The sequence below is a fragment of the Sorangium sp. So ce836 genome (genome assembly GCF_028553905.1).
Taxonomy (GTDB): Bacteria; Myxococcota_A; Polyangia; order Polyangiales; family Polyangiaceae; genus Sorangium; species Sorangium cellulosum_D.
In genome coordinates this window covers 8,242,816-8,266,578 of the sequence record NZ_CP102233.1, presented here as the reverse complement: position 1 = coordinate 8,266,578, position 23,763 = coordinate 8,242,816, and the positions used below count along the sequence as shown (strand labels likewise).

Sequence of the window (23,763 nt, the reverse complement as noted above, 5' to 3'; positions counted from 1 at the left end):
GAGATGGCCGGCGTCCCGGCGCGGCAGGCCCGAGCGTCACGTTTCACCCTCGCGTCCCGGGTACGAGGCTCGACATGGCCGCTCGTTCTTCCGGCGTCACCCTCTCCAGCGTGAACGAGGTCGCGGAGGCGTTGCTCTGCGCTGCCTACCAGCCCCTGCCAACGCTCCCGCGCCTCCTCGAGAGCCTCATGCGCTCGCTCGCCGAGAGCACCGGAGCGCTCGAGGGGGCGCTCTGGGTGCGCGGCCACGGCGCCCTCGCGTTCAGGCGCAGCGGCCGCGAGCTCCACCTGGCCTGGATGGACGCGCCCGGCGCGACGCCCCCACCCGGCGTGGCGCTGGCGGCGCAGGCGGCCTCGATCGAGGAGCGGCTCGTGTATGGCGGGGCGTCCGTCGGCGAGCTCCGGCTCTCGTTCGGCGCCGATCCCGGCCGGGAGGCGGAGGTCGCGGCGCTCTGCCAGGCGTTGAGCCGCGGCTTGGCGCCGCTCGTCAAGCGCTACGACGTCCAGCGGTGGGCCGAGGAGCGCCTCGGCCAGCCGATGGTGCTCATCGGCGCGAGCGCCGCGATCCGCGCGGTGGACACGTTCATCGAGCGGGTGGCCGCGAGCCCGCTGCCTGTGCTGATCCATGGCGAGTTCGGCACCGAGAAGGAGCTCATCGCCGCCTCGATCCACAGCCTGGGACCCGATCGCGACGGCCCCTTCGCCGTGGTCCACGACCCGGGTCAGCTCCGGGGCGACGCGCTCGCGCAGCTGTCGCGCTCGTTCGAACAGGCGCGCGGCGGCACGCTCTTCGTCGACGGGCTCGATGAGCTCCCGCCGCCGGCGCAGTCCGGGCTCCTCGAGCTCCTGCGCGCGGGGCAGGGCATCCGGGGGCGCGCCGACGAGGGTCGCGCGCCGCCGCGGATCATCGGCTCATCCACGAGCGACCTGCACCGCCTCGCCAGGGAGGGGCAGTTCTCGAGGTCGCTGCTCATGAAGCTCGACTTCCTGTCGGTCACCTTGCCGCCGCTGAGCGCTCGGCGGGAGGACATCAAGCCGCTCGTGGCCTGGGTGCTCCACCGCTACGGCCACCCGTGGGACCGGAAGAGCACGGAGGAGCTCATCGACGTTTGCCAGGAGTACGCCTGGCCCGAGAACATCGTGGAGCTCGAGCGCGTGGTCGTGCGCCTCGCCGTGATGACGGGCGCCGAGCCGATCCGCCGCGCGGACATCCTCGAGCACACGCCGTGGATCGCGCCCGCGCCGGCGCACGCCGCCGGGGCGCCCGGCGGGCGGAGCGCGGCGCCGCAGCCCCAGTCGCCGTCGAAGGAGATCGCGTCGCGGTGGACGCGCATGGTCCTGGCCGGAGATTTCTCGGAGCTACCCGCGCTGCACGACGGGCTCGGGCGGGCGCTGGTCTACCTGAGCGAGCACTACGCCGAGCCGATCTCGCTCTCGCAGCTCGCGCGCCACGCCCGCGTCAGCGCCTCGCACCTGACGTACCTCTTCAAGAGCTCGCTCGGGACGAGCTTCAAGCCCTTCCTGGGGCAGGTCCGCATCCAGCGGGCGAAGCAGCTGCTCGAGACCAGCCGGCAGCGGATCACCGACGTGGCGATCACCGTGGGCTTCGCTGATCTGAGCCATTTCGAGAAGCTGTTCCGGCGGCTCGTCGGGGTGAGCCCGCGCGTCTACCGCCGCCAGGCAGCGTCCTCCGGCAGAAACGACGGCAAGACGCGTTGAGGACACGAGCTCGCGCCGCGGCGTCTCGCAGGCCCGACAGGCGTGGACGCCATCGATATCGTAGAGCGGCGCGGTGGCCGCGGCTGCACGCCGCCTGCAGATCGCGCCGACGGTAGCAACCTGCTTGCCGCGGGCGGCTCAGCAGGCTTGAAACGGAAAGTGTCCTGGTATACGTTCGCCGCTGCTTTGAACGCCAACCTCAGCGATGCGCCGCCGAATCATGACGTGCGCCGTTGCTGCGCGGTCTTGCTCTGACCATGAGCTGCGTGAACAGCCCCGGATGGCGAATCTCTCGCGATCTGCCCCTGCGACGTGGATTTTTCGATTCGTCCGCTGCCTGCGTCCGGCCCCCGGTGAGCTCGGTATACCCTCGCGCCGCTTCTGACTCAGGGTACGTTGTCCTCCTCCTCTCGACGACCCACCCCGGCAGGGCGCCCGCCGGCCCCCCTTTCTGCTCCGCAAGGTTGCCAGCATGTCGATCCGTCTCCTCTGGCCTGACGCATCCGACCCAGCCGTCCTGAACGTTACTGCGCTCCTCGAGCGGCTCGCCGGCGAGTCGATCCGAGCTCAGGTGTTGCGTCAGGTGCTCACCGCGGCCGAGCGCAGCGACGTGACGGTTGAACGCGGGCTCTGGTCTGCCGGCGAGGAGGTCCTCCGCCGATCGGTCTTGCTGCGCGGCGCGGCGTCGGGCCGATCGTTCCTGCACGCCACGGCCAGCATCGCCGTGCGCCGGCTGCCGCTCGCGGTCAGCAAGGGATTGCTCGTCTCCGAAGTCCCGTTCGGGCGGCTCCTTCACGACGCGCAGGTCCGCATCACGCGCACCGACCTGCGCGGGACCGACCAGAGCCTCGGCGAGCTCTGCTCCCTCTTCGACGGTCTGCCGCCCGTGGCCCGCGCGGTGCGGCGCAGCTACGTCATGCGTCTCCACGATGGTGTCGCGGTGGCCGACCTCGTCGAGACGTTCCCCCTCAGCATAACTCAGGCCGCGTTCGTCGCCACCCAGCTCGCGAAGGAGCATCCTTCGACCAACGCGTGACGCTCAGGCCGCTGTCCGGATCGCGGACGGAACACACCGGTCGTATATGGATATCCTGATGGCATGTTGGGTTTTCCCCGACGCGGTTTCGTCACATTGGCTGGGCCCGCAGCGTCAGCACCGCCGTCCTTACACGCCTCGACCCCATGGCAGGCTCGGCACACAGCGGGGGCGTGCTGTTGCGGCCGGAGCGCAGGGCACGCCAGAGATGGCCGCGCGCAACCTGACCGGAGTACCCCGGGCGGGCCTCGGCCGATGCGAGCCGACGCCATCGAGGATCGATTCTTTGTTGATCCGCTGGTGATGTCCAGGAATACTGTCCCGCACGGTGTCCGCAGGGGGCCGGAGGCGCCCTTCACACGAACGACGGCCATGATCATCGTCGAGCTGAGCAATGACGAGGGGTCCACGAGCGGCGCGGCCGACCTTCTCGGCGGTCGAACGCAGCTCGCGCTGGGCGCTGCAGCGTCGCCGCTGAAGCGCGCTACGTCCGCGCGCCGGCGGCCTACAGCGAGCCAGCAGCAGCGCTCGGCGGAACGCCTGCCGTCGAGCGCCTGCGCCTCGCGGCCGCCGGCCAGGGCGACGCCGAGCCGATCCATCTACCAGGAGCATCTCCTCTTCGGATTTCAAGTCAAGCACACCAGGAGCGATGAACAATGGCCAGCGAGACCGTGTACACCACGCAAGTGAACGAGCCCGGAAAGAAGGAGTTCAAGGAGGAGATCAAGACCGAGACCAGCGACGGGGTCAAGTACGAGACCAAGCACGAGTACAAGGTCGAGTCCAAGCCGACCCCGAGCGCGAAAGACGCCTACGCACGTGCCAGCCAGGCGGAGTCGATCATCCACCGTAACGTGCTCTGGGCGCTCGGCGCGGGCATCGTGCCGATCCCCGTCTTCGATATCGTCTCGATCACGGGCGTCCAGGTCAAGATGCTGAAGGAGCTCTCCGACCTGTATGGAGTGAGCTTCACATCGTCCCTCGCGAAGAAGATCGTCGGCTCCCTGCTCACCGGGCTCGGGAGCGTGGGGCTGGGGAGCGCGATCGGGTTCAGCATCTCCAAGTTCCTCCCCGTCATCGGCACGACCCTGGGCGCCGTCTCCGTGCCCGTCTTCGCGGGCGCATTTACTCATGCTACGGGCAAGATCTTCATGATGCATTTCGAGTCGGGCGGCACGCTCCTCGACTTCGACCCCCACGCGATGCGCGCGCATTTCAACCTAGAGTACGAGAAGGCCAAGGCGGCCGCGCCTCGAGTCCACTAGGCTCTGCCAGCGAAGGTCGCGAGCGGCCCGGCTCCGGGGAGCGCCGCCCCACGGCCGGCGCGCGCGGCGTAAGGCTCGTCTGCTCGGGGCCGCGCGCCGGCATCCACCCACGGTCGCCTGGCCTCGACCCGCTCCCCGCGGCTGGGGCCAGGCGAGGCGCGGGGCACCGGGAGCATCGCGGGTTATGGTTGCCAGCCGTGACGCCTTGAGGATAGCCTCCCTCCGACGTGGCAAAGATCCCCGATGAGATCGAGCTCGACGCCCGCTCGGACGGCAGCGTAGCGCGCGAGCTGCTCCGGTCCGTCGTCGCGCTCGGCGTTCTTGGCGGCCTGGTGGGTTACCTGTCGCGCGGCGGCGATCTCGCCCTCAGCGCGCCCGAATACCCCCAGTTCGTCGACGTGGCATCCGTCCGCGCGGACTGCGGGCCCATTGCCGTCCATGGGCGTCCCTTGGTCGTCAACATGCTCTATAGCGACGACAAGAGAGCCTGGCTGGAGCACGCGGCCGACCGCTTCGCGCGGCTCTGCCCGAACATCCAGATCAAGCTCACCGCCATGGGCGACATCGAATCGGCCGATGCGATCATCGACGCCTTCCTCAAAAAAAAGGAAGACCGGCGCAAGGAAGACGAGCCCACGTTGTGGTCGCCGGCCGACTGGATCGTCGTCCAGTACCTCGCTGCGCGCTGGAAGCAGCGCTCGAGTGAGGTCCCGGACGCTGGCGAGCTGCTGGATGGCAGCGACGCGAGATCCCTCGTGAAGTCGCCGCTGGTCGTGCTCGTGTGGGAGGATCGATACCGGGTGCTCGACGCCATCTTGCGATCGGGGCGCAGCGAGGAGGGGCCGTGGTGGCAGATCCCCTGCGCCCTGGTCCCGAGGGACGCGGATCTCTCCAGCATCGCGCTCGAGGACCGCGTGCCGGGGCGCTGGATCGACTGGTATGGCCCGCTCGTGACGCCGCCGCCGAAGCGGCGTGCGGCGGCTCCGGCGAAGCCCGCGGAGGCGAAGCCGGCGTACGAGGCTCCCTTCCCGACGCTGGGAGAGATCGAGCGCTGGGGCCGGGTGAAGTTCGTCCATACCTCACCGACGCGCGCCGCGTCAGGGCTCGAGACGTTGTATCTCATGGCGTATGCTTACGCTCTGCCCCCGCAGGAGAGGGCCGCTCTGGCGGCCAAGGGTGCGTCGCTGCAAGGCTCGGTCGAAGGAGGCGCCGAAGGGAGCGAGCACCTCCGCGGCGCCTTCGAGAGCGCGCTCGAGCGGCGCAAGGAGCCGCTGAAGCAAGCGCTGGGGCGATGCGAGGCGGGGCTCGACGAAGCGCCGAAGTCCGCGCGGCTGCTCACGGAGTCGATGTTCAACGTGGGCCCGGCGCGTTACGACGGCGTCATGACCTACGAGCACCTCACGCTCCCTGTGCTGCAGCGGATCGACGCTCACGCGACCACCCTCGGCAGCGCGCGCATCATCTATCCGCAGCCGACCATCGTGAACCAGCACCCGGCCGTGTTCATCAGACCCGGCCCGGACGAGAAGCAGGCCGCGACCCGCTGGATCGACTTCCTGCTGGGAGAGGAGATGCAAAAGAAGGCGATCGACTTCGGGTTCCGCCCGGCGAACCCGAAGGTCTCGATCCGCGCGTACGACGCGGAAGCGAATCCCTTCCTGCACCTGCGCCGCTACGGCGTCGAGATCGCTCCGGACCTGAAGGAGCCGCCGCGCTTGGACGGTGAGGCCATCCACGAGATCATCGAAACCTGGCGAGACGCGACCGGAAGGAACTGAGCGCGCGCGCCGTCACGGGCCAGGCGGCGCGGGCGCCGCGGCCGTGGGGTCGCTGTTCGCCACGGGCGCCGTGTCTCTGTTGGCTGCCGGCGCGGGAGCCGCGTTGCCGCCAGCCCTCGGCGCGGGCGCCGCGTTGGCGCCGGCCCTCGGCGCGAGGGCGGCGTTGCCCTTCGGCGCAGGCGCCTCCTGGGCCGGCGGGGCGGCAGCGGGCGTGCCGATGGGGTCGTCCACGAAGTTCAACATGAGCGGGATCCCTCCCTGTCCTCCGCCGAGGACGATGACCTTCGCGTTCTGCGATCGCGCGAGCTCGAGCGTGGCGTCGATGCCACGCCAGCGCAGGAGGTCGGGGGCGACGTTGCCCGCGATGAGGTTGTAATCGCGTATCCCGGCGGCCTCGGTGCGTTTGCGCTCGGCTTCCTTCTCTTCACGCTCGAGCTTGTACTTGTACTCCAGCATCAGCTGCTCCTGCCGATAGCGATCCTTGATCGCGTCCTGGACCATCTGCGGCAGCTCGATATCGACGAGCTTCAGCTCCTCGATGACGATGTACGGGAACGCTGCCTCGCCGTCGTCCGTCTTCTCAATGCGGCCGAGCGCCGGCACCTGCCCGAGCTCTTGGAGCAAGTCGCGCGTGCTCGCGTAAATCTCGTGGGCGGGGCGGCTGCCGAACGTGCGCCGCACATGCGCCTCGGCGTCGGGCTTGATGAGGCGGTCGAAATACTCGGGCCCGATGTCCCGCTGGAGGTAGCCCAGCATGTCCTGACGCGGGTGGTACCGCACCACCACGGTGACGCCAAGATTCAATCCCTCGTCGCTGAGGACATCGAATTTCAACGTCTTCTGCTGCAGGCGGATCTCGTACTCGGTCACCCTGTTCCACGGCGCGATGACGTGCAGCCCTTCGCCGAGGATCTTTTTCGGATCCACCACCGTGCCGCCCGCGAAGTACCGGTACAGGACGCCGCGATGCCCGGAAGGCATGCTGATGAAGATGCGAGGCCACAGGAAAGCGAGCACGAGCAGGAGGAGGACGACCGTCGTGTAGGTGACGGTCTGTACCTCCACGAACCAGTCCACGACCCGCTCGCGCCAGGTGGGCTTCGCCTCGATCTCGTCCAAGGGCACGTTGTTGGGCATGGTCAGCCTTCGATGGTGGCAACGTCACGGCCTGCCGGTCGCTCTGCCGGGAGGGAGCCTGCGCTTCGTGCGCTTCCGGCCCGAGAGGAGGGCCGCGATGAGCCCTCCCACGGGCGTCAGTACGAGGGAGACGAGGATCGCTCCCCACCACCGGATGCGCCGCGTGCTGCCGAGGAGGCCGATGGCGATCAAGGTGAGGACCGGGAGCCCGATGACGAAGAACGGTGCGAGATGCATGGAGAGCCCGTGTGCTGGAAGGAGTATCCCGTGTTCATGCGGACGGCCCGGCGTCCGTCCTAATGGAGTCTTTCGCTGTCCGCTCGATGGCCAGGATCTTCCCGGCCTCCATCGTCACCACGCGATCCGCGCAACGGAAATACCGATCGTCGTGGCTCACCGCGATGACCGTCTTGCCCTGCCGCTTCAGCGCCGGGATCAGCTCCTCGTAGAAGTACTTGCGGAACTCCGGATCCTGATCCGCGGCCCACTCGTCGAACACACAGATGGGCCGATCCTCGAGGAGCGCCACGATCATGGCGAGGCGCTTGCGCTGGCCGGTCGACAGATCGCGCCGCGTGAAGCGCTGCTGCGCGAACGACGTCTTGCCGTCGAGCTGCATCTGCCCGAGCAAGCGGTGCACCGAAGCCTCGTCGACGCCGACCAGCCCATACAGCTTGGTGAAGAGGTGGAAATCCGAGAAGATCGCCGAGATCATCTCGCGGTACGGCGCAACGTTGCCCGGCTGGACGAGCACGCCATCGACGCGCAGGACGCCGGCGCTCGGCGGATAGAGGCCGGTGAGGACCTTGAGGAAGGTCGACTTGCCGCTCCCGTTTCCGCCCACGATGAACACGACTTCCCCCGCGGTGACGGTCAGGCTCACCGGCCCGACGTGGAAGCCGCCGCCGCCCGGCTCCGAGGCGTAGTGGTACTCGACGTTCATCGCCTCGATGGCCGTGAAGCGCCCCGTCCACGGATCCACGGCGTCTGACAGGGCCGCACCCTCGCGCGTGGCCGCGTCGAGCTTCTCCTCCAGGAGCATGATCTGCGCGAGGGCCACGTTGGAGCGGATATAGGCCTGGGAGGTGTTGAGCAGCATCCCGAGCGGCCCCCACACGAAGATGACGCCCGCGACGAGCTGGCTGAGCAGCGGGGCGTCGATGACCCTGTATCGCGGGAGGATGAAGATGATCCCGCCCAGCACCGCGAAGAGGAGGCAGGACGCGAAGATGGTGTTTTCTCCGAAGAGGATGTTCGCCCTGGCCGTGATCACGCGCAGGGAGTCGGACGTCTGCACGATGTCCTCGGCGATCTCGCGGCTGCGCCGGCGGCTGAACTTGGCCTCCTTGAAGCCGTCGAGCAGGTCCATGATCAGGTCGAAGAAGGCGACCCGCGTCCGCGCCGCATCCCGGAGGCACCGCTTGATCTCTTTCTTGTTGGAGAGATAAATGCTCACGCCGACCGCCGTCAGCGCGGCGATGACCATGAAGGCCGTGGGGGAGAGCCAGGCGATGTAGAGGGTCGCGAACGCGAGGATGCACAGCGACTGCAAGCAGAGCGCGATCGGCGCGGCCGCGTCGGAGACAACCGACACGTTCTCGGTGATCCGGTCGTAGATCTCCGCGGTCCCGAGGCGCTCGATCCCCTGGAGCTCCGCCCGCTCGATCTTGTCCACGACCCTGGCCTTGATGCGGTGGAGCCCGGACTCGATGATGTGTACCGTCCGGTGGCAGGTGTGCCGAGCGCCGAGGACGAACAGCACGATCGCCAGCACGTACATGGCGAACGAGCGCATGTCGCTGCTGTCGTTCGACTGCACAATCACGTTGACGAGGAGGATGACGAGCGCGTTCGCGACGCCCGCCAAGCTCGCAGCGGCGAGGAGGCCTCTGCGTTCGGTTGCGGCTTCGCTGGTGATCAGGTCGACGAGCGTCATGGCGGTGGAAGCGCTGGTTGTACAGGGGGCAGCGGTGACACGCGAGACGCCCCCCCGGCGCCCGTGAAACCCCGGACGGCGCCATGGTACACGCTCCCCGAGGCAGCGTGCTAGCCCCAATCCTTGGGCGGAACGTGCATCTCGTCCGGCCCGGCGGCGCGCCTTCGCGTACCGGCGGGGGCAGGCGGCCCCGGGGGCGAGGAGCCGCCGGGCCACGCGGGCCGGGAGCTCCTCCGATCGGGGCGCCCTGGTCGGAGAGGCGGGGCTCCCGCGATCACCGAGCGAACCGTCGGCCGAGCTCAGAAGCTATAGCCGAAGCACTCGAGGTCTCGCCTGAACCTCTCGGAGATGATGCTCCTCGTCTTCTCGTTGTAATATTCCTGATAGCGTGTTTTGCGGCTCGATCGGTTCACGTGGGGGAGCCTGCCCGCGAAGCCAATGTCCTTGGCCAGCGCCTCGAAGTCCTGGGAGAGGTTCTCGAGCTTCAGGATCCTGTCCATGACCAGCTTGCCGTCGCACGAGGCATACTCCGCCTGATCGACGAAGAACCTCTCGAACAATCCGCCCTGGTGGTCTCGCGGGAGCATCACGAACTCTTCGAAGCTGGACGCGTTCTTGTTGACCTCGCTCATCACGCGCTCCCCGATCGCGGAGAATCGAACGGCGACCTCTTCCGCGCTGCCCGGCTCGAACCGCTTGAACATCTGGAAGAGCTTCAGCCATAGCCGCGTGTAGGTCGCCGAGGCCTCGCTGTTCCGCCCGAAGAACGCCAGGCCGCGGTAGTACATGCGCAGCGTCCTGTCGCCCTGGTTCAACCTGATGCGCGCGTCCTCATCGTTCCCTCTGTCCTTGAAATGAGAGTACCACGACACCATGCGGTCGAAAGGGTTCCTCACGACGCAGAACTTCGTGTAGCTGTTGAAAACGGTCTCGTCGACAGCAGCCTTGATGTCCGAGATGTAGCAGTGCTTCGTTCGATTCTTGGACGGGTCGACCGGCACCGTCTCGATGAGATCCGGATCGAACTCCTCGAATATCTTCTGAATCGAATTGCCCCCCGTTCGTTGAATGTGGACGAAAATCGCCTTGTATTTGTGAGAAATGAACAAAGCATCTCCTCGTCTGCTGCCGACGCGCCCGCATGGGCAGCGGCGCGCCTGGATTTGTGGCGCCACTAACATGGCGTGGGTTGGAAATCAAGCCATTGTTGAGGTGAGGGGCCGGCGGCGCAGGCGTCATCCTCCCGTCACCCGGACTGGTCATTGTCGGCACCGCGCATGAGCCGGCCCAGGCGGCGCACCTCGCTGCCGGCCGCGCTCCCGGCGGAGAGCCAGCGGGCGCGGCGGCGGGAGGCGAGCCGGAGGGCGCGCCCGAGGGGACGACAAGGGGGCGCAGAGTGCGCTCTGCGTGCACACGCGCGTCCTGTGGTCGCGGAGGGCCGCGCCTGGGCGCCAGCTGGCGAGTTGACACAGCCGCAGGTCCTGCGGTTCCATGCGCGCGGAGGATGGTGACCTGGAATGATTCGAGCCCTCTCTGCTCCTGTGATATCGCTGTTCATCTCCATGTGCCTGCTCGCGCGCGTCGCCGCGGCGGAGCCGCCGCCGAAGGGCAAAGGGCTCAAGGCCGAGGTGCCAAGGGCCAGGTTCCTCGTGGAGGCCAAGGAGGCGAGCAAGCGGATAGAGGGTTGGGTCTGGAAGGTCAGCGCCGGCGCGAACGCCAACTTCAGCGATAACCAGAACGTGGTCGGGCAGCCGACCGGCGCCGCGGTCACGGTCGGGCTTCAGCTCGACGGCAGCGCCGAGTATAACCACGAAGGTCACGAGTTTCGCAGCCTGTTCTCCCTCGGCGAGGGCGCCACCCGCACGCCGATCGTCCCGGAGTTCGTCAAGTCCACGGACAGCCTCATGGCCGAATCGATTTATCTCTATCATATCATCGACTGGGCTGGCGTGTTCGGGCGACTCTCGGTCCAAAGCTCCGTCTTCGCGGGGGTCGATGTGCGGCCCGCCGGTTTCTCCTATGCGATCACCCGGCCTGACGGGCGCGTGGACACCGTGGGCGGCGCCGCTGATCGGCTGAACCGACTGCGGCTCTCGGATCCGTTCCGGCCGACGCTCTTCAAGGAGTCGGCCGGCGCGTTCGCGCGCCCGGTGACAAGCCGGATCCTCAACGTCGAGACGCGCTTGGGCGTCGGAGTGCGCGAGACGATCGGCGCCAAGCAGCTCGTCGTCAACGACAACCCCGTCAGGACGCCGACGGTCGTGGAGGTGCGAGAGCTGTCGAACTTCAACCAGCTCGGTGTCGAGCTCGTTGCGGGGGTCTGGGGCGGCCTGGCGAAGAAGCGGGTGACCTACCGGGTAGGGGTCGAGGTGATGGCGCCGCTCGTGCACACCGATCTCACGCCGGCCGAGCTCGCGATGATCGATCCGACGATGGGCGAGCAGCCCGGGGCGGCCGACCTGACCAACGTGGAGATCTTTGGGCATCTGTCTTTCAAGCTCATCGACTGGGCGTCGCTCGACTACCAATTCAAGGCCATCCGGCAGCCACAGCTCGTCGATCTGTTCCAGATCCAGAACAACCTGCTGCTGACGTTCGCGTACGTCGCCACGAACGAGCCGCCCGAGGAGCCCGCCGCGCCGCCCAACGCGAAAGCTGCCGCGCCGCCGCCTCGTTCGCCGCAGGTCCCTCCACCGCCGCGGTGAGCTCGCCAGGGGGAGCGCCGCGATGAGCTGGGCGTTCCCCCGGCGGATCTGCGCGGATGCTGTCGCGCCGTGGGTTGATGCAGCTTGACGCGTCGGCGCTCGAGCCCCGGCGGCTCGCTTTCGGCCCGCCCGAGGTCGAGCTGTGCCGCGGCTCCGAACGACGAAGGCGCGCGGCGAGCGCGGAGGCTACGGGCGGTCGAAGAAGTCGAAGACGTCGGGCAGCACGAGCGGAACCATTCCTGCGTGGTCCGCGTCGACTTCCTTGTACGTGATCGCGTAGCCGCCAGCCGTCATCCAGTCGCGCAGCTCCCGGCTGCCGGTCAGGGAAGGCGTGCCGCGGGTCCCTTCCGTCACGAAGATGGGCATGTCGCGCAGCCGGTCCCAAGGATAGCCCGACTCCTGGACGAAGGGTCCGGACATGGGCGCCAGAGCCGTCCAGTAGTCGGCGTATTTGGCGCCGATGTACCAGGTGCCGCCGCTCCCCATCGAGTGTCCGGTGAGGAACATCGCGCTGCGATCGATCGGGTACTCGTTCAGCACCAGCTCCAGGACGTTGATGACGTCCTTCTCGCTGAGCTCCTGATCGCGCACGCGCTCGGGCGTAACCATGGCCAGGAGCTTTTCCGCCTCCTCGGGCTGCCCGAACACGGCCGGGAGCCGCAGGAAGTTGCCGTACGCGCCGTTGTAGCCGAGCGGCGAGACCAGCACCACGCCATGCTGGTCGGCCAGCGTCACCATCTGCTTGGCGTTCTGATCCAGGTACGAGCTCTCGTCGTTCCCAGCGCCGTGCAAGAACATCACGAGGGGCAGCTCCGACGCGCCGTCCCAGCGATTCGGGACGCAGACGCGGTAAGGAACGTCGGCGCCGGCGGCTGGAAAGCGATAGGTCCTGCGCTGGTCGCCTTTGGCGCGCCACTGCGGCGAGCTTGGATCGGCGACGGACGTGGCGAGCGCTCGCGCCTCGAGCACCACAGCGCGCGGATCGAGCTTGGTCCCGAACGAGATGGTCACCGGCTCGAATTCGTCTTGGCCGCCTGCCCCCGTCGCGCCCCCAGCGCCGGCCTCGCCGCCGGCCGACGTCGTTCCGCCGCTGGGCGCCCCACCGCCCGTGGCGGCGCCTCCTTCACCTCCCGCGCTGGCCGAAGCGCCTCCCGCGGACGCGCCGGTCGCAGCGCCACCGCCGCTGCCCGAGACGGCGGCCCCGCCCGATCCGCCTTGAGGGGTGTTGCCCGACGCGCCCGCGCCGTGATCACCGTCACCACCGCAACCCGAGAGAGCGTAAGAGCCGACCAGCACCGCGAAAAGTGTGATCCGAGCGAACGTGGGTTGGTTGTTCATGTGAATCCCCAGGCGCGATTTCGCCCTCACCGGCAGCGTTCCACGAGGCGCGCCCTCTGCGTGAGGTCGTTTCGTTTTGATTTTCACCGCGCGCACCCGCGCGCGCTCCGCCGCTGGGTGCCGGCGCGCGATGCCGAGCAGGCCGCTCGATGGCCCGAAGATCCGGCGCCGACATGGCCTCGCCTCGCTGGATCTCCGCTCGCCGCGATCACGGTGAGGTACACATTGTGAGCGTTCACATTTGCGATGTCAACTCTCGCGCGCAGCCGCCGGCGCGGCCTCGAGCCCTCAGAGCGTCGGCAGCACGCCGCGGTCGCGGCCGAGCGGGAACGCCGTCTCCAGGCGGGCGACGTCCTCGCTGGTGAGGCGCAGGTCGCCCGCGGCCGCGTTGTCGAGCGCGTGCGCGGCGCTCGCCGCCTTCGGGATCACGAAGACCGGCTGGCGGCGCAGCAGGAAGCGCAGCGCGACCTGCCGCGGGGTCGCGCGGTGGGCGGCGGCGATCGACGCGAGCACCCGGCCCGCCGTGCTGTCCGGCGCCGGGAACCGGCCCGAGCCGAAGGGGCTGTAGGCGACGACCGCGATGCCGTGCCGCTCGCAGAGCGGCAGCACCCGGTGCTCGACCGCCCGCTCGAGCAGGTGATAGAGCACCTGATTGCACGCGATCTCGTTCACTCCGGCGATCGCGATGGCCTTCGAGAGCTCCGCCTGGTCGAAGTTGCTGACGCCGAAATACCGAATCTTGCCCTGGGCCCTCAGGTCCTTGAAGGCGCGGAAGGTCTCCTCGAGCGGGTGCGACCCGGGCCAGTGGAGGAGATAGAGATCGAGCCGGTCGGTGCGGAGCCGCTCCAGGCTGCGCTCGCACGCGGCGATGGTGCCGGAGTAGCTCGCGTTGTTCGGCAATACCTTGGAGACGAGGAACACCTCGTCGCGACGCCCCTCGATCGCCTTTCCCACGAGCTCCTCGACCGCGCCAGAGCCGTACATCTCGGCCGTGTCGATGTGCGTCATGCCCGCGTCGAGCCCCCGCCGGATGGCGTCGATGCAGCCCGCCTCGTCCCCCGTCTCCATCTGCCAGGTGCCCTGTCCGACGACCGGAATCTTGACGCCCGTAGAACCGAGTGTGCGCTGCTCCATAGAACGATGATCCTCCCCTCCGTCCCGAAAGACAGCATGCGGCTCCCCCCCTCTCCGAGGCGAGCCCCGTCCGAGTTGGATCGCTGAAATCACCGCGGAAGGCAAGCCCGAGCGCGGCCGGATCGGGCCGAGGCCGGCTGTCGGCGATGTCGCCCGCTGGCGCTCTGTCGTGCAAAATTCCTCGCTCGAGGACGACCCTGACAGGCGATGAGCGGCTGTGCCGATCGCCCGCCGCGCGCCCGTCGCGCTCACGTCCCGCCCGAGGTCGGCGGGCCGTCGTAGCGGCGGGTAGGTCCCTCGGAAAACCGAGCGATCTCGATAACTTCCAGGGAACCATCGCCGTCCGGCGGGGCGAGCCACGGGCCGTCGAACCGCGCGACCAGCGCGGTCACGTTGTCGCGTCCGCCGGCGGCGAGGGCGGCGTCGATCAGGGCGCCTGCGGCCGCTGCCGGATCGGGGTGGGCGTCGAGCGCGGCGGCGATGTGCGGATCGTCGATCAGGTCGCTCAGCCCATCGGTGCAGAGCAGCAGGGTGTCGCCGCGGCGGAGCTCCACGGCGGAGAGCGCGATGCTGAGGCGCTCGCGCAGCCCGAGGGCCTGGAGCATCACGCCCCGGTGCTCGAAGGTGGCGGCCTCCTCGGGGCGGAGCTTGCCGCTCTCGAGCAGCGACTGGACCAGGGTCTGGTCGCGGGTGACCTGCGTGAGGGCGCCGCGGCGGAGGAGGTAGGCGCGGCTGTCGCCGACCTGCGCGAGCAGCAGGCGCTCGTCGCAGAGCGCGGCGACGGTGGCCGTGGTGCCGCTGCTCCGGTGCTGCGGGCTCCTCCGGGCGTTGTCGCGGACGGCGCGCCCTGCCTCGCCGAGCGCCGCGAGCAGGCCGCGCTCGAGCGCGTCGCTCGAGCGCGGCGCGGCTCGGGCGAGGGCGGCGTGGACCGTGCGCGCGGCGAGCCGGCTCGCCGCGTCGGGGGACGACGCGCCGCCCGAGCCGTCGTAGACGCCGAGCGCCAGGGCGAGCGGCGGCTCGGCCGACGCCTGGGCCGCCGCGGGCCCGTGGGCGAGCCCGCGCGCGAGATCGCTGATCAGGAAGGTGTCCTCGTTGTGCTCGCGGCTGAGCCCCACGTCGGTCCGGGCCGCCGCGGCGACCGACGCGGCGTGCTCGATGGCGAACGAGCGGTACACGGGCATGCGCGTAGCGTACTCCGAGGGCGGCGTCCGAGGGAGGGCGCCGGCGCGCGTCGGGGCCGCCGCGCGGGCGTGGAGCGGCCGCCGGCGAGCGCTGCGGGCGTCACGTTCGCGCCGGGGGGCCGAGGCGCCGGCGAGCGCTCGACGCGCCGCGCGCTCCGTGCATGAAGAGGCGCATGAGGCTCGTCCGCAACCCCGAGCGCGCGTGGGAGCGCGCCGCGCACGTCCAGACCCTGGCTCGCGCCGAGATCGAGCGGCGCATCGGGCCGTTCTCCGGCGACGTGGAGGAGCTCGCCGGCGGGCTCGCCAACGTGAACGTGCGCCTCGGCGCCGATCGTGTGCTGCGCGTGTACCGGCGAGATCCGGCCGCGGCGTCGAAGGAGGCCGGCCTGCTCGCGCGGGGCTGGAGGTCGTTCCGCGTCCCGGCGGTCCTGTCGGCGGGCGACGATTTTCTCCTCCTCGAGCACGTCGCCCACGGGCCCCTCCAGGACACCGCGGCGTGCGGCGCTGCGGCCGGGCGCGCGCTCGCGGAGATCCACGGCGTCGGCTTCGACACCGCGGGCTTCCTCGGGCCGGATCTCGCCGTCGCCGTGCCGTTTGCCGACGGCGTGGGCGCGCTTCGCAGCTACGTCGCCTCGGTCCTCGACAGGCTGGCTCCAGCCCTGCGCGGCGAGCTCGGCGACCGCGTGAGCGCCTTTCTCGACGCGCACGCAGGGCGGCTCCGCGAGCTCGCGTCGGCCCCCGTGCTCCTGCATGGAGACTTCAAGGCCTCCAACCTGCATTGGCTCCCGTCGAGCGAGCTCCTCGTGCTCGATTGGGAGTTCGCGTACGCCGGACCGGCGCTGATGGACGTCGGGCAGCTCCTGCGGTGGGGGCCAGGGGCCGAGTTCGTGGCGGCGTTCGCGGGCGCGTACCGCGCGCATGCGCCGCTGGCCGAAGACTTCGAGCGCTGGGCCGCGGCCTTCGACCTGTTCAACCTGGTGGGGCTGCTCGATGGGGTGGAGCCGAGCTCGCGCCGGGTAATGGACATCCGCGGCCGGATTCTACGAACCATTCAACAGGAGCGTTGAGCCGGGCTTAACATGGGCACAGCTGCCCGATGTCAGACAGCTATGCCCACGTCGAGACGAGGTGGATCCCACGAAGGGAGATCTGCGATGCGCAGAACGGGCGACGTCTCGCGTAATGTGGGCGGGGCGGAATTCCAGAGGACCGGGCCAGAGAACCTCACGCGGGCGAGCGCTCCCGCTGCCAGCCCGGGTCACCCCTTCTGTTGGCCAGACCGCTGCGGTAACTATGGACCGTGCAGCTCCACCCCGGCGTCCGCGTCGACCGCTACACCCTGATCGAGCCTCTCGGCCGAGGAGGGCAGGGCGCCGTCTGGAAGGTCCACGATCCGCTCGACGGGAGCCTGCGCGCCCTCAAGCTGTTCTTCCTCGGCGGCCTCGAGGCGGGGGCCGCGGAGCGGGCCCGGCGCGAGGCAAGAGCCGTCGCCGGCGCCGTGCATCCGGCGCTGATCCCCTGTCGCGCCCTCTTCGAGGCGCCTGCGGACGGCGTCGTGGGGCTGGTCTTCGACTTCGTCCAAGGCCAGTCGCTCACGGAGGCGGCGGCGCGAATGTCGCTCGCTCAACGCGGCGCCGTGCTGGTCCAGATCGCGACCGCGCTGGCGCATGTGCATGGTCTGGGCCTCTTGCACCGCGATCTGAAGCCGGCCAACGTGCTCGTCACGGATGCGTTCTGGGCTGCCACGGATGCGCCCGGCAGCGTGCGGCTCATCGACTTCGGGATCGCCGCGCCCGCCGGAAACCCGAGGCCGCTGACGGCTACGGGCGCGGTGATCGGCACCATTGCGTACCTGTCGCCCGAGCTGCTCGCGCCTGGGCTCTGGCTCCCGCTGCGCGAAGGCTTCACCCGCGACGTGTTCGCGTTCGGGGTGCTCGCGTGCGAGCTGCTCTGCGGAGCACATCCGACCGGGCTCTCTCCGGACGCGCCGGTCGAGGCGTTCGTCGATGCCTATGTCGCGGCGGAGCAAGGACATCGCCCCTGGCCGCCCCAGGTGCCGGACGCTCTCTGGGCCGAGGTGATCCGCGCCTGCCTCGAGATCCAGCCGCGGCGGCGGCTGGCCCAGGGCGCGGCGCTCCTGCAGAAGATCGAGGCGGCGGCGGCGGTGAGCCCGGGGCCGCTGCGCGTCGCGCCGCCGGGCGCGAGCGCGACCGATCCGCACCTTGGCCCGACCGAGCTCCAGATGCAGCCCGGACGAGCTTCCTGGTACGGACCGCGATCGAGCGACGCGCCCCGGACCACACCGATGACCTCGTTGCCCTCCGCGGCGCTGCGGCCCTCCGCCCCGACGCTCTCTCCGGCGCCTTCCACGGCCGGGCCGCGGTGGTCTGCCGTGACCTCCGTTCCCGCGCCGAGCCCGCGCACGTTGCGCGCGGAGCCGCCCTCCGAGCCGCGGCCGCCCGGCAAGGTAGGGCAATCCGCGCTCCTTCTGGCGCTCGGGCTGGCGCTCGGGGTTGCTGCCTCCGCAGGCGCCGCGATGCTCGCGCGATCTCCGGAGCCGGACGCCGACGAGGAGGTGCCCCTGATCCCGTCCGCTGCGCCGGGCGTTGCCTCCGTGCAGCCCGATCCGCTCCAGGTCGCGCCGCCGAAGCCGCCCGAGGTGACGCCGTGCTGCAGAAAGCAGGGAGACTGTCTCTCCAAGGGGATGAGCTGCCTGTCGGCGCCGTGCGAGGACGTCCCGTTGCCGGAGCGCACCTGGTCGCTGCGGCTCACGGGGGTAGCCCGGCGGCCTGAGGGCGAGAGCAGCTTCAGCGAGGACATGGCCAGGACCCACCCGGCCGCAGAGGCATGCGTGCACCGCAAGTCCACGGGGGAGGAGCTCTGTGTCCCGTTCACGCAGGATCCGACAGCCCGGAGCCAGCCCGAGCGGCTGCAAGTCACGACGACCGAGCTGGTGCGCGGCGAGGTCGTGGTCCGGGTGATGGAGGCGGGTGTGTCGCTTTCGGAGGGGCGCGTCGCGTCCAACCACGACTGGCTCAAGAGCAGCGTGCTGTGCCAGGGCTTGCTGCTGTACGTGGGGGAGAAGGCCAGCGCGTCGGTGCGGATCGCCGTCGCGTTGGATGTCGAATGAACAGGGGCGCACGGCGGGCTCGCTGGGGAGCCGCCGCGGCGATACGATGACGGGGGCGCGATGACCACCCGCCCGCCGCGCGATGTGCCGACCGACGAGCACCGGCCCCCGACCGGCACGCGCGGGGCTCGGGGCGTTCCAGCGCTGCTCGCCGCTTTTCCTGCCAACGTCCTCGTGCCGCTGCCGCCCCCTGGAATCTCCGCGGGGCGAGGGTGGCTCGCGGCGGCGGGGCTCAACGACACGAAGGTCTCGTCCAACCACCTTCGCCTGACGCGGGCGGGAGGGCAGCTCCAGGTCGAGGATGTGGGCTCGCGCAATGGGACATGGCTCGACGGCCACCGGCTCCCACCCGGCGAGCCGGTGCCGCTCGAGGATGGGGCCGTCCTGCGCGCGGGCGAAACCCTGCTCGTCTATCGCGCGACGTATGCTATCGCGCGACGTATGCCGGTCGATCCGAGCCGGAGCCCGCGATCGGCGGCCTCGCGGGGCCGTGGGGGCTCGGCGCTGCGCGCGCCGAGCTCGACCGGCTCGCCAGGCGGCCCGTGCGCAACGTGCTCATCACGGGGGAGAGCGGCACCGGCAAGGAGATGGTCGCCGAGGCGGTCGTGCAGGTGCTCGGGCGCTCGAAGGGGCCGTTCACGCGCGTCAACGTGGCAGGCATCGTCGCGAGCGTCTTCGAGGGGCAGCTCTTCGGCTGGGAACGCGGGGCGTTCTCGGGGAGCGGCGCGAGGAACCCCGGGCTGCTGCGAGCGAGCGCCGGAGGGGCGGTGTTCCTGGATGAGATCGGGGAGCTGCCGATCGAGCTGCAGCCCAAGCTGCTGCGGGTCCTCGAGAACCGGGAGGTGCTCGCGGTGGGCGCGACGGAGCCGGTGCCTGTGGATATCGCCATCATCGCGGCGACCAACCGTCCGCCGGAGGAGGCAGTCCAGCAAGGGAGGTTCCGTCTCGACCTGTTGGCGCGGTTTCCCGTGCGCATCGCGTTGCCGCCGCTCCGGGAGCGGCCGGAGGACGCGTTCGCGATCCTGCAGGCGCTCTGGGAGCGCTCGTACGGGCCGTTGGATCTGGGTCGCGTGCGGGTGGACGTCGAGGCGGTGGAGCTCATGATGCTCCACGACTGGCCCGAGAACGTGCGGGGCATGGGTCGCCTGGTCGCGGCGGCAGATCCGGCGACGGGGCTCAAGCTCTCGATCGTGGAGCAGATGCTCGGCGCGCGCGCGGCGGCGGCCGCAGCGCCACCGCCGACGCGCGAGGCGATCCTGGAGGCGCTCGACGCTTGCGGTGGCAACCAGGTTCGAGCCGCGAGGCGCCTCGGGCTCTCCCGAGGTCAGCTGCTCCGGCGGCTCAAGGCGATCCAGCAGGAGGCCGGCGAGCGGCGTTCGCGGAGGCGGTGAGCGGCGCGGCCGGAGAGCAGATGAAAGCCGATGGCGCGCTGGACACCCGGCATGCCGACGACGCGCCGTGCGTTGCGGGCATCGAGGCCTGCGCCCGAGATGCCGGCGCGCCGCGCTTCGAGCTGCCTCGCAGCTGATCGCGATCACCCGGCACGGCCACGCGCGCTGAACGCGATCACCTCGCGATCGAGGCGCATGGCTGGGCCGCTGGCTGCGCATCGCGCGTCGCCCTGCGCCGAGCGCATGCTCCGCGTGCCGGTGCCTTCCGCGAGACGCTGGCCAGCCAGTTGCACTCGGCCGACATGATGGCCCCCACCTTACCTGGTTCCGTGTCATCTTCGTCCGCACCGGGTTCCGTCTCGAGCCATGGGCAGGCTGTGCTCGCGGCGGTCGCCCTTGCGGTCCTGTCGTTCCTGATCGCGGCGCCCGTCATGCTGCTCCTCCTGGTCGCCTGGGCTGCTGTCCTGGCGGTCGCTGGCGCAGGCCTCCTCGGCGCGACGGGAGGCATCGAGCCGCGCGCCGTCGATGCCGGCATCGACATCACGCGCGCCGCGCTCTCCTTCACCTCTGGGATGGCCCTCGCAGGCAAGCTCGTCGAGATCTGGCGACGCCGTTCGAGCGCTGTCGCGAGAGCGTGGGTCCCGCGCGCTCCGTGGCTCTTGCGTCATCCCTTCGTCGGCCTGGGTTGCGTGGTGCTGAGCGTCAATCTCGTCCTTCTGCCGCTCGCGTACGCGGGCGTCATCGCGGTGCCGAGCCCGATTCGCGGCGCGGGCGTCATCGGAGGGGCGGCGCTGCTCGTGCTCCTCGTGGCTGGCGCGGTCCTCGCAGCGTGGTGGAGGGCGACGCGCGCGCTCTGGGCCTGCGCACGTCGCTCCGCGTTCGCCGCGGGCGTCATGACGGCGTGCGGCCTCGTCGTCGCGCTGGGCGCTTGCGCTGTGGCGAGCGCGGTTGCCGGCTCCTCCTCGCGCTCATGCGCGGAGAAAGGCGCCGACGAGGGGCTTTCGAGAGGAGACCGCGACCGGCCGCCGCAGCAGCTTCGAGCCCGCTCCGGCGAGCAGCCCGCGCCGGCATTCCCGGCGCGGCCCACCGCGGCGGGCCGGTGCGGACGGCGGCCCGCCCGCTCAGGGCAGGGCCGCGGCGATCAGGACGAGACCTTCACCCAGGCCGGACGCGTGCTGACGCGCTTCCACCAGGCCGCGACGTTCGGCCGGTCGTTGATGAGGTCCTCGACCTTCGTGATCGCGAGACACTGCATGTATGGCATCCACGAGATGTCGGCCAGCGAGTAGGTCGAGCCCGCGAGGTACTCCTGGCCGGCCAGCACCTTGTCGATCACGTCGAGCGCCCTCGCGAGCTCGGCCTTGGCCGACGCGACGAGGGACTCGTCGCCCTGCTGGCCGCGCATCGGGAGCAGGACGCGCTGGTAGAGGATCTTGATGGCGGGCCCGGAGACATAGGACTGCTCCACGCTGAGCCACTGATCCATGAGCGCCTTCGCCCTGAGCTCGGTCGGCGTGAGCGAGGGGCCCGGGAGCTTCTGGTCGAGGTACCGGATGATCGCCCGCGACTCGTAGAGCTTGAAGTCCTCGTCCTCGAGCACCGGGATCACGCCGAAGGGGTGGCGCGCGAGGTGCTCGGGCTGCTTCTGCTCGCCCTTCCCCAGGTCGATGACCACGACCTGCGCCTCGTGACCCTTCTCGGCGAGCACCGTCAGCACCTTGCGCGTACACGTGCTCATGGGATGTCCGTAGACCTTCATGGATCCTCCTTGTCCTGTGTCCTGTCGGGAGGCGCCGGCGGGCGGCGGCCTCGCGGCGCGTCAGAGTAGACCGATTCCTTCGCCTGCCAACCGTCCTGATGGCGCCGGGGGCGCCGCGGTCCGCGCGATCACGCCTCGCGCAGGCGGTCCGCCTGCCACTCGGCGTCGCGGGCCGCGGCGAAGACGGGCAGGCGCGCGAGCCACCGCTCGCCGGCGTTCGGGCGCTCGAGCGCGATGCGCAGCGCGGCGATGAGCTCCAGCGGCGCGGCGTCGAGGCCCTGCTCCCTCGCGGCCCAGCCCAGGCCGGCGAGCACGGCGTTCGCGACCTCGTAGCTCGGGCGGTGCATCGGCGCCGTGGCGACGGCCGCGGGCGCGGCGAAGTGGCGCTCGCACGCCGCGGCGTCGAGGGAGCTCCAGCCGGCGCACACGATCGGGCGCACGGCGTGGACCGAGCAGGCGCCGCGCTCGTCGAGGAGCGGGCAGGGGACCCGGGCCTCGGCGCGCTCGATCCGGGAGAGCCCTCGCGTCGCGGCGTCGGCGGCGCGCACGCGCTCGGCGAGCGCGGCGAGCTCCGCCTCGGTCCGGGTGGCGCGCAGGTGGGCCGCGATGCGCAGCACCTCCGGCGCCAGCACGAGCACCTTGCTGACGCAGCAGGTCGAGCAGCCGGCCCGGCACGCGATGGGCCGGGCGGGCGGCTCGGCGGCCACCGCGGCCGCCTCCAGCGCCTCGGCGTGCGCGAGCGCCGCGGCCGCAGCCGCCACGGCGCCGGCCTCGGTGCGCTTCCCGAGCGCGAGCGCGAGCGCGGCGCGCTCGCCGTCGGCGATGCCCTCGAGGACGGCGGGGGTGTACCGCGTGCCCGCGGCGAGCGGCAGGGAGCGCTTCCGCCGGGGCATCGCGGCGCTACTCGAGCTCCGGGAGGCGCCAGTCGATCTCCCCGGCGCCGCGGGCGCGCAGGGCGGCGTTGATGGTCGAGAACGGCTTGCTGCCGAAGAAGCCGCTCCTCGCCGACAGCGGCGAGGGGTGGGCCGCCTTGATGACCGTGTGGCGGCGCGCGTCGATGAGCTTCGCCTTCTTCTGCGCGTGGCCGCCCCAGAGCACGAACACGACACCGTCGGGCCTGTCGTTGACCTTCCGGATCACGGCGTCGGTGAACGTCTCCCAGCCCTGGCTCTTGTGCGAGTTCGGCGTGTGCGCGCGGACGGTGAGCACGGTGTTCAGCAGCAGCACGCCCTGGCTCGCCCAGGCGGTGAGGCAGCCGTGGCTCGGGACCTCGAAGTCCGGCAGATCGGAGAGCGCCTCCTTGTACATGTTGGCGAGCGACGGCGGCGGCGGGACCCCCGGGCGCACGGAGAAGCAGAGCCCGTGGGCTTGCCCCTCGTCGTGGTACGGGTCCTGGCCGAGGAGCAGCACGCGCACGCGCTCGTACGGCGTGAGCTTGAACGCGGCGAAGACGTCCTCCTCGGCCGGAAAGACCCGGTGGGCCTTGCGCTCGGCCGAAAGGAAGCGCGTCAGCTGCTGGAAATAGGGCTTCTCGAGCTCGTCCGCGAGCACGCTTTGCCACGAGCCGGGCAGATCGATCTTCATCGCGCTCAGACCCCTTCCTTCGGGCAGAGATCGCTCATGCGGCACTCCGCGCACTTGGGCTTCCTGGCCACGCACGTGTACCGGCCGTGCAGGACCATGGCAGGGCCGAAGAAGGTCCATTGATCCTTCGGCACGATCCGCATGAGGTCCTCCTCGATCTGCTCGGGCTTCTCGCGCTTCGAGAGGCCGATGCGGCCGCTGAGGCGGGCGACGTGGGTGTCGACGATGATCCCGGAGGGGAGGCCGAACGCCGTGTTGAGCACGACGTTCGCCGTCTTCCTGGCCACGCCCGGCAGCGAGGTGAGCTCGGCCATGGCGCTCGGCACCTCGCCGCCGAAGCGCGCGACGAGCGCCTGGCACGCGGCCTTCACCGTCTTCGTCTTCTGCCGGTAGAAGCCGGTCGGCTTGAGCTCCTCCTCGAGCACCTCGGTGGGGGCGTCGGCGTACGCCTGCGCCGTCGTGTACTTCTTGAAGAGGGTGGCGGTCACCCGGTTGACGCGCTCGTCGGTGCACTGCGCGGCCAGGATGGTCGCGACGAGCAGGTCGAGCGGCGTCTCCCAGTTGAGCTCGTAGCGCGCGTCGGGGTAGGCCTCGCGCAGGTGCTGGAGGAGGGGGGGGATGCGGTCTCGGGCGTTCATGCGGCTCGCCGCAGGGTAGCCCAGCCCGGCGCC

20 protein-coding genes and 2 pseudogenes are annotated in these 23,763 nt (G+C 70.3%); 11 read left to right on the top strand and 11 right to left on the bottom strand.

Translation table 11 applies throughout. The features are described 5' to 3' along the window. The first annotated feature begins 74 nt into the window (after positions 1-74). The 5 genes from NQZ70_RS29770 (at position 75) to NQZ70_RS29750 (ending at position 5,797) form a co-directional block, all read left to right on the top strand. Positions 75-1,718, top strand: coding sequence for an AraC family transcriptional regulator (locus tag NQZ70_RS29770; RefSeq protein WP_129577242.1), 1,644 nt, complete (start codon positions 75-77; stop codon positions 1,716-1,718). A gap of 42 nt (positions 1,719-1,760) precedes the next feature. Beyond that, positions 1,761-1,973, top strand: a complete 213-nt coding sequence (locus NQZ70_RS29765) for a hypothetical protein (RefSeq protein WP_129577241.1) — start codon at positions 1,761-1,763, stop codon at positions 1,971-1,973. A gap of 217 nt (positions 1,974-2,190) precedes the next feature. Continuing rightward, positions 2,191-2,754, top strand: a complete 564-nt coding sequence (locus NQZ70_RS29760) for a hypothetical protein (protein ID WP_129577240.1) — start codon at positions 2,191-2,193, stop codon at positions 2,752-2,754. 656 nt (positions 2,755-3,410) lie between these two features. Continuing rightward, on the top strand, positions 3,411-4,019 hold the full coding sequence (locus NQZ70_RS29755) for a YcjF family protein (protein ID WP_129577239.1): 609 nt from the start codon (positions 3,411-3,413) through the stop codon (positions 4,017-4,019). A gap of 227 nt (positions 4,020-4,246) precedes the next feature. Beyond that, positions 4,247-5,797, top strand: coding sequence for a substrate-binding domain-containing protein (locus NQZ70_RS29750; protein ID WP_129577238.1), 1,551 nt, complete (start codon positions 4,247-4,249; stop codon positions 5,795-5,797). Positions 5,798-5,809: 12 nt separating this feature from the next. On the opposite strand, the gene NQZ70_RS29745 is transcribed toward NQZ70_RS29750, so the two are convergent. The 4 genes from NQZ70_RS29745 to NQZ70_RS29730 form a co-directional block, all read right to left on the bottom strand. Continuing rightward, the gene (locus NQZ70_RS29745; RefSeq protein WP_129577237.1) at positions 5,810-6,934 is read right to left on the bottom strand and encodes a prohibitin family protein; all 1,125 of its coding nucleotides are present in this window, start codon (positions 6,932-6,934) and stop codon (positions 5,810-5,812) included. Between the two features lie 24 nt (positions 6,935-6,958). After that, positions 6,959-7,171, bottom strand: a complete 213-nt coding sequence (locus NQZ70_RS29740; RefSeq protein ID WP_129577236.1) for a hypothetical protein — start codon at positions 7,169-7,171, stop codon at positions 6,959-6,961. Positions 7,172-7,205: 34 nt separating this feature from the next. After that, positions 7,206-8,870, bottom strand: a complete 1,665-nt coding sequence (locus NQZ70_RS29735) for a cyclic peptide export ABC transporter (RefSeq protein ID WP_129577235.1) — start codon at positions 8,868-8,870, stop codon at positions 7,206-7,208. A 299-nt stretch (positions 8,871-9,169) separates the two neighbouring features. Continuing rightward, positions 9,170-9,979, bottom strand: a complete 810-nt coding sequence (locus tag NQZ70_RS29730; RefSeq protein WP_165374235.1) for a sulfotransferase family 2 domain-containing protein — start codon at positions 9,977-9,979, stop codon at positions 9,170-9,172. A 408-nt stretch (positions 9,980-10,387) separates the two neighbouring features. On the opposite strand from NQZ70_RS29730, the gene NQZ70_RS29725 reads away from it, so the two are divergent. Next, positions 10,388-11,575, top strand: a complete 1,188-nt coding sequence (locus tag NQZ70_RS29725; RefSeq protein WP_129577233.1) for a hypothetical protein — start codon at positions 10,388-10,390, stop codon at positions 11,573-11,575. 186 nt (positions 11,576-11,761) lie between these two features. Here the strand turns inward: NQZ70_RS29725 and NQZ70_RS29720 are convergent, their stop codons facing one another. The 3 genes from NQZ70_RS29720 to NQZ70_RS29710 form a co-directional block, all read right to left on the bottom strand. Further along, positions 11,762-12,586 (bottom strand): hypothetical protein, encoded by an 825-nt coding sequence (locus NQZ70_RS29720; protein ID WP_129577232.1) that lies wholly within the window; start codon positions 12,584-12,586, stop codon positions 11,762-11,764. A 615-nt stretch (positions 12,587-13,201) separates the two neighbouring features. Further along, positions 13,202-14,047: an aldo/keto reductase gene (locus NQZ70_RS29715; protein ID WP_129577231.1), complete on the bottom strand. Its 846-nt coding sequence runs from the start codon at positions 14,045-14,047 to the stop codon at positions 13,202-13,204. Positions 14,048-14,295: 248 nt separating this feature from the next. Then, positions 14,296-15,228, bottom strand: a complete 933-nt coding sequence (locus NQZ70_RS29710) for a PP2C family serine/threonine-protein phosphatase (protein WP_129577230.1) — start codon at positions 15,226-15,228, stop codon at positions 14,296-14,298. A 173-nt stretch (positions 15,229-15,401) separates the two neighbouring features. Between NQZ70_RS29710 and NQZ70_RS29705 the strand changes: the two genes are divergently transcribed. The 5 genes and pseudogenes from NQZ70_RS29705 to NQZ70_RS53485 all read left to right on the top strand — a co-directional run bounded on the left by NQZ70_RS29705 (position 15,402) and on the right by NQZ70_RS53485 (position 19,749). Further along, positions 15,402-16,295 (top strand): phosphotransferase family protein, encoded by an 894-nt coding sequence (locus tag NQZ70_RS29705; RefSeq protein WP_129577229.1) that lies wholly within the window; start codon positions 15,402-15,404, stop codon positions 16,293-16,295. Positions 16,296-16,528: 233 nt separating this feature from the next. Beyond that, the gene (locus NQZ70_RS29700) at positions 16,529-18,358 is read left to right on the top strand and encodes a serine/threonine-protein kinase (protein ID WP_129577228.1); all 1,830 of its coding nucleotides are present in this window, start codon (positions 16,529-16,531) and stop codon (positions 18,356-18,358) included. A gap of 60 nt (positions 18,359-18,418) precedes the next feature. Then, a pseudogene (locus tag NQZ70_RS53495) lies at positions 18,419-18,742 on the top strand (FHA domain-containing protein); the annotation flags it as partial. Next, positions 18,682-19,290, top strand: a pseudogene (locus NQZ70_RS53490) (sigma 54-interacting transcriptional regulator); the annotation flags it as partial. The pseudogenes NQZ70_RS53495 and NQZ70_RS53490, both read left to right, overlap by 61 nt. 168 nt (positions 19,291-19,458) lie before the next feature. Beyond that, a complete protein-coding gene (locus NQZ70_RS53485; RefSeq protein WP_408022442.1) occupies positions 19,459-19,749 on the top strand; it encodes a helix-turn-helix domain-containing protein in 291 nt (96 codons plus the stop codon). A gap of 1,141 nt (positions 19,750-20,890) precedes the next feature. Here the strand turns inward: NQZ70_RS53485 and NQZ70_RS29690 are convergent. The 4 genes from NQZ70_RS29690 to nth all read right to left on the bottom strand — a co-directional run bounded on the left by NQZ70_RS29690 (position 20,891) and on the right by nth (position 23,730). Further along, on the bottom strand, positions 20,891-21,508 hold the full coding sequence (locus NQZ70_RS29690) for a glutathione S-transferase family protein (protein WP_129577226.1): 618 nt from the start codon (positions 21,506-21,508) through the stop codon (positions 20,891-20,893). 128 nt (positions 21,509-21,636) lie between these two features. Beyond that, positions 21,637-22,401, bottom strand: coding sequence for a YkgJ family cysteine cluster protein (locus NQZ70_RS29685; RefSeq protein ID WP_129577225.1), 765 nt, complete (start codon positions 22,399-22,401; stop codon positions 21,637-21,639). 7 nt (positions 22,402-22,408) lie between these two features. Continuing rightward, the gene (gene ung / locus NQZ70_RS29680; RefSeq protein WP_129577224.1) at positions 22,409-23,092 is read right to left on the bottom strand and encodes a uracil-DNA glycosylase; all 684 of its coding nucleotides are present in this window, start codon (positions 23,090-23,092) and stop codon (positions 22,409-22,411) included. 5 nt (positions 23,093-23,097) lie between these two features. Further along, on the bottom strand, positions 23,098-23,730 hold the full coding sequence (nth, locus tag NQZ70_RS29675; RefSeq protein WP_129577223.1) for an endonuclease III: 633 nt from the start codon (positions 23,728-23,730) through the stop codon (positions 23,098-23,100). Positions 23,731-23,763 lie beyond the last annotated feature (33 nt).

Excerpts from the sequence above, each read along its gene's own strand:
- NQZ70_RS29770 (WP_129577242.1), top strand. The coding sequence starts at position 75 with ATGGCCGCTCGTTCTTCCGGCGTCACCCTCTCCAGCGTGAACGAGGTC.
- NQZ70_RS29760 (WP_129577240.1), top strand. The coding sequence starts at position 2,191 with ATGTCGATCCGTCTCCTCTGGCCTGACGCATCCGACCCAGCCGTCCTG.
- NQZ70_RS29755 (WP_129577239.1), top strand. The coding sequence starts at position 3,411 with ATGGCCAGCGAGACCGTGTACACCACGCAAGTGAACGAGCCCGGAAAG.
- NQZ70_RS29745 (WP_129577237.1), bottom strand. The coding sequence starts at position 6,934 with ATGCCCAACAACGTGCCCTTGGACGAGATCGAGGCGAAGCCCACCTGG.
- NQZ70_RS29740 (WP_129577236.1), bottom strand. The coding sequence starts at position 7,171 with ATGCATCTCGCACCGTTCTTCGTCATCGGGCTCCCGGTCCTCACCTTG.
- NQZ70_RS29735 (WP_129577235.1), bottom strand. The coding sequence starts at position 8,870 with ATGACGCTCGTCGACCTGATCACCAGCGAAGCCGCAACCGAACGCAGA.
- NQZ70_RS29725 (WP_129577233.1), top strand. The coding sequence starts at position 10,388 with ATGATTCGAGCCCTCTCTGCTCCTGTGATATCGCTGTTCATCTCCATG.
- NQZ70_RS29715 (WP_129577231.1), bottom strand. The coding sequence starts at position 14,047 with ATGGAGCAGCGCACACTCGGTTCTACGGGCGTCAAGATTCCGGTCGTC.
- NQZ70_RS29710 (WP_129577230.1), bottom strand. The coding sequence starts at position 15,228 with ATGCCCGTGTACCGCTCGTTCGCCATCGAGCACGCCGCGTCGGTCGCC.
- NQZ70_RS29705 (WP_129577229.1), top strand. The coding sequence starts at position 15,402 with ATGAGGCTCGTCCGCAACCCCGAGCGCGCGTGGGAGCGCGCCGCGCAC.
- NQZ70_RS53485 (WP_408022442.1), top strand. The coding sequence starts at position 19,459 with ATGATGCTCCACGACTGGCCCGAGAACGTGCGGGGCATGGGTCGCCTG.
- NQZ70_RS29690 (WP_129577226.1), bottom strand. The coding sequence starts at position 21,508 with ATGAAGGTCTACGGACATCCCATGAGCACGTGTACGCGCAAGGTGCTG.
- NQZ70_RS29685 (WP_129577225.1), bottom strand. The coding sequence starts at position 22,401 with ATGCCCCGGCGGAAGCGCTCCCTGCCGCTCGCCGCGGGCACGCGGTAC.
- ung (WP_129577224.1), bottom strand. The coding sequence starts at position 23,092 with ATGAAGATCGATCTGCCCGGCTCGTGGCAAAGCGTGCTCGCGGACGAG.
- nth (WP_129577223.1), bottom strand. The coding sequence starts at position 23,730 with ATGAACGCCCGAGACCGCATCCCCCCCCTCCTCCAGCACCTGCGCGAG.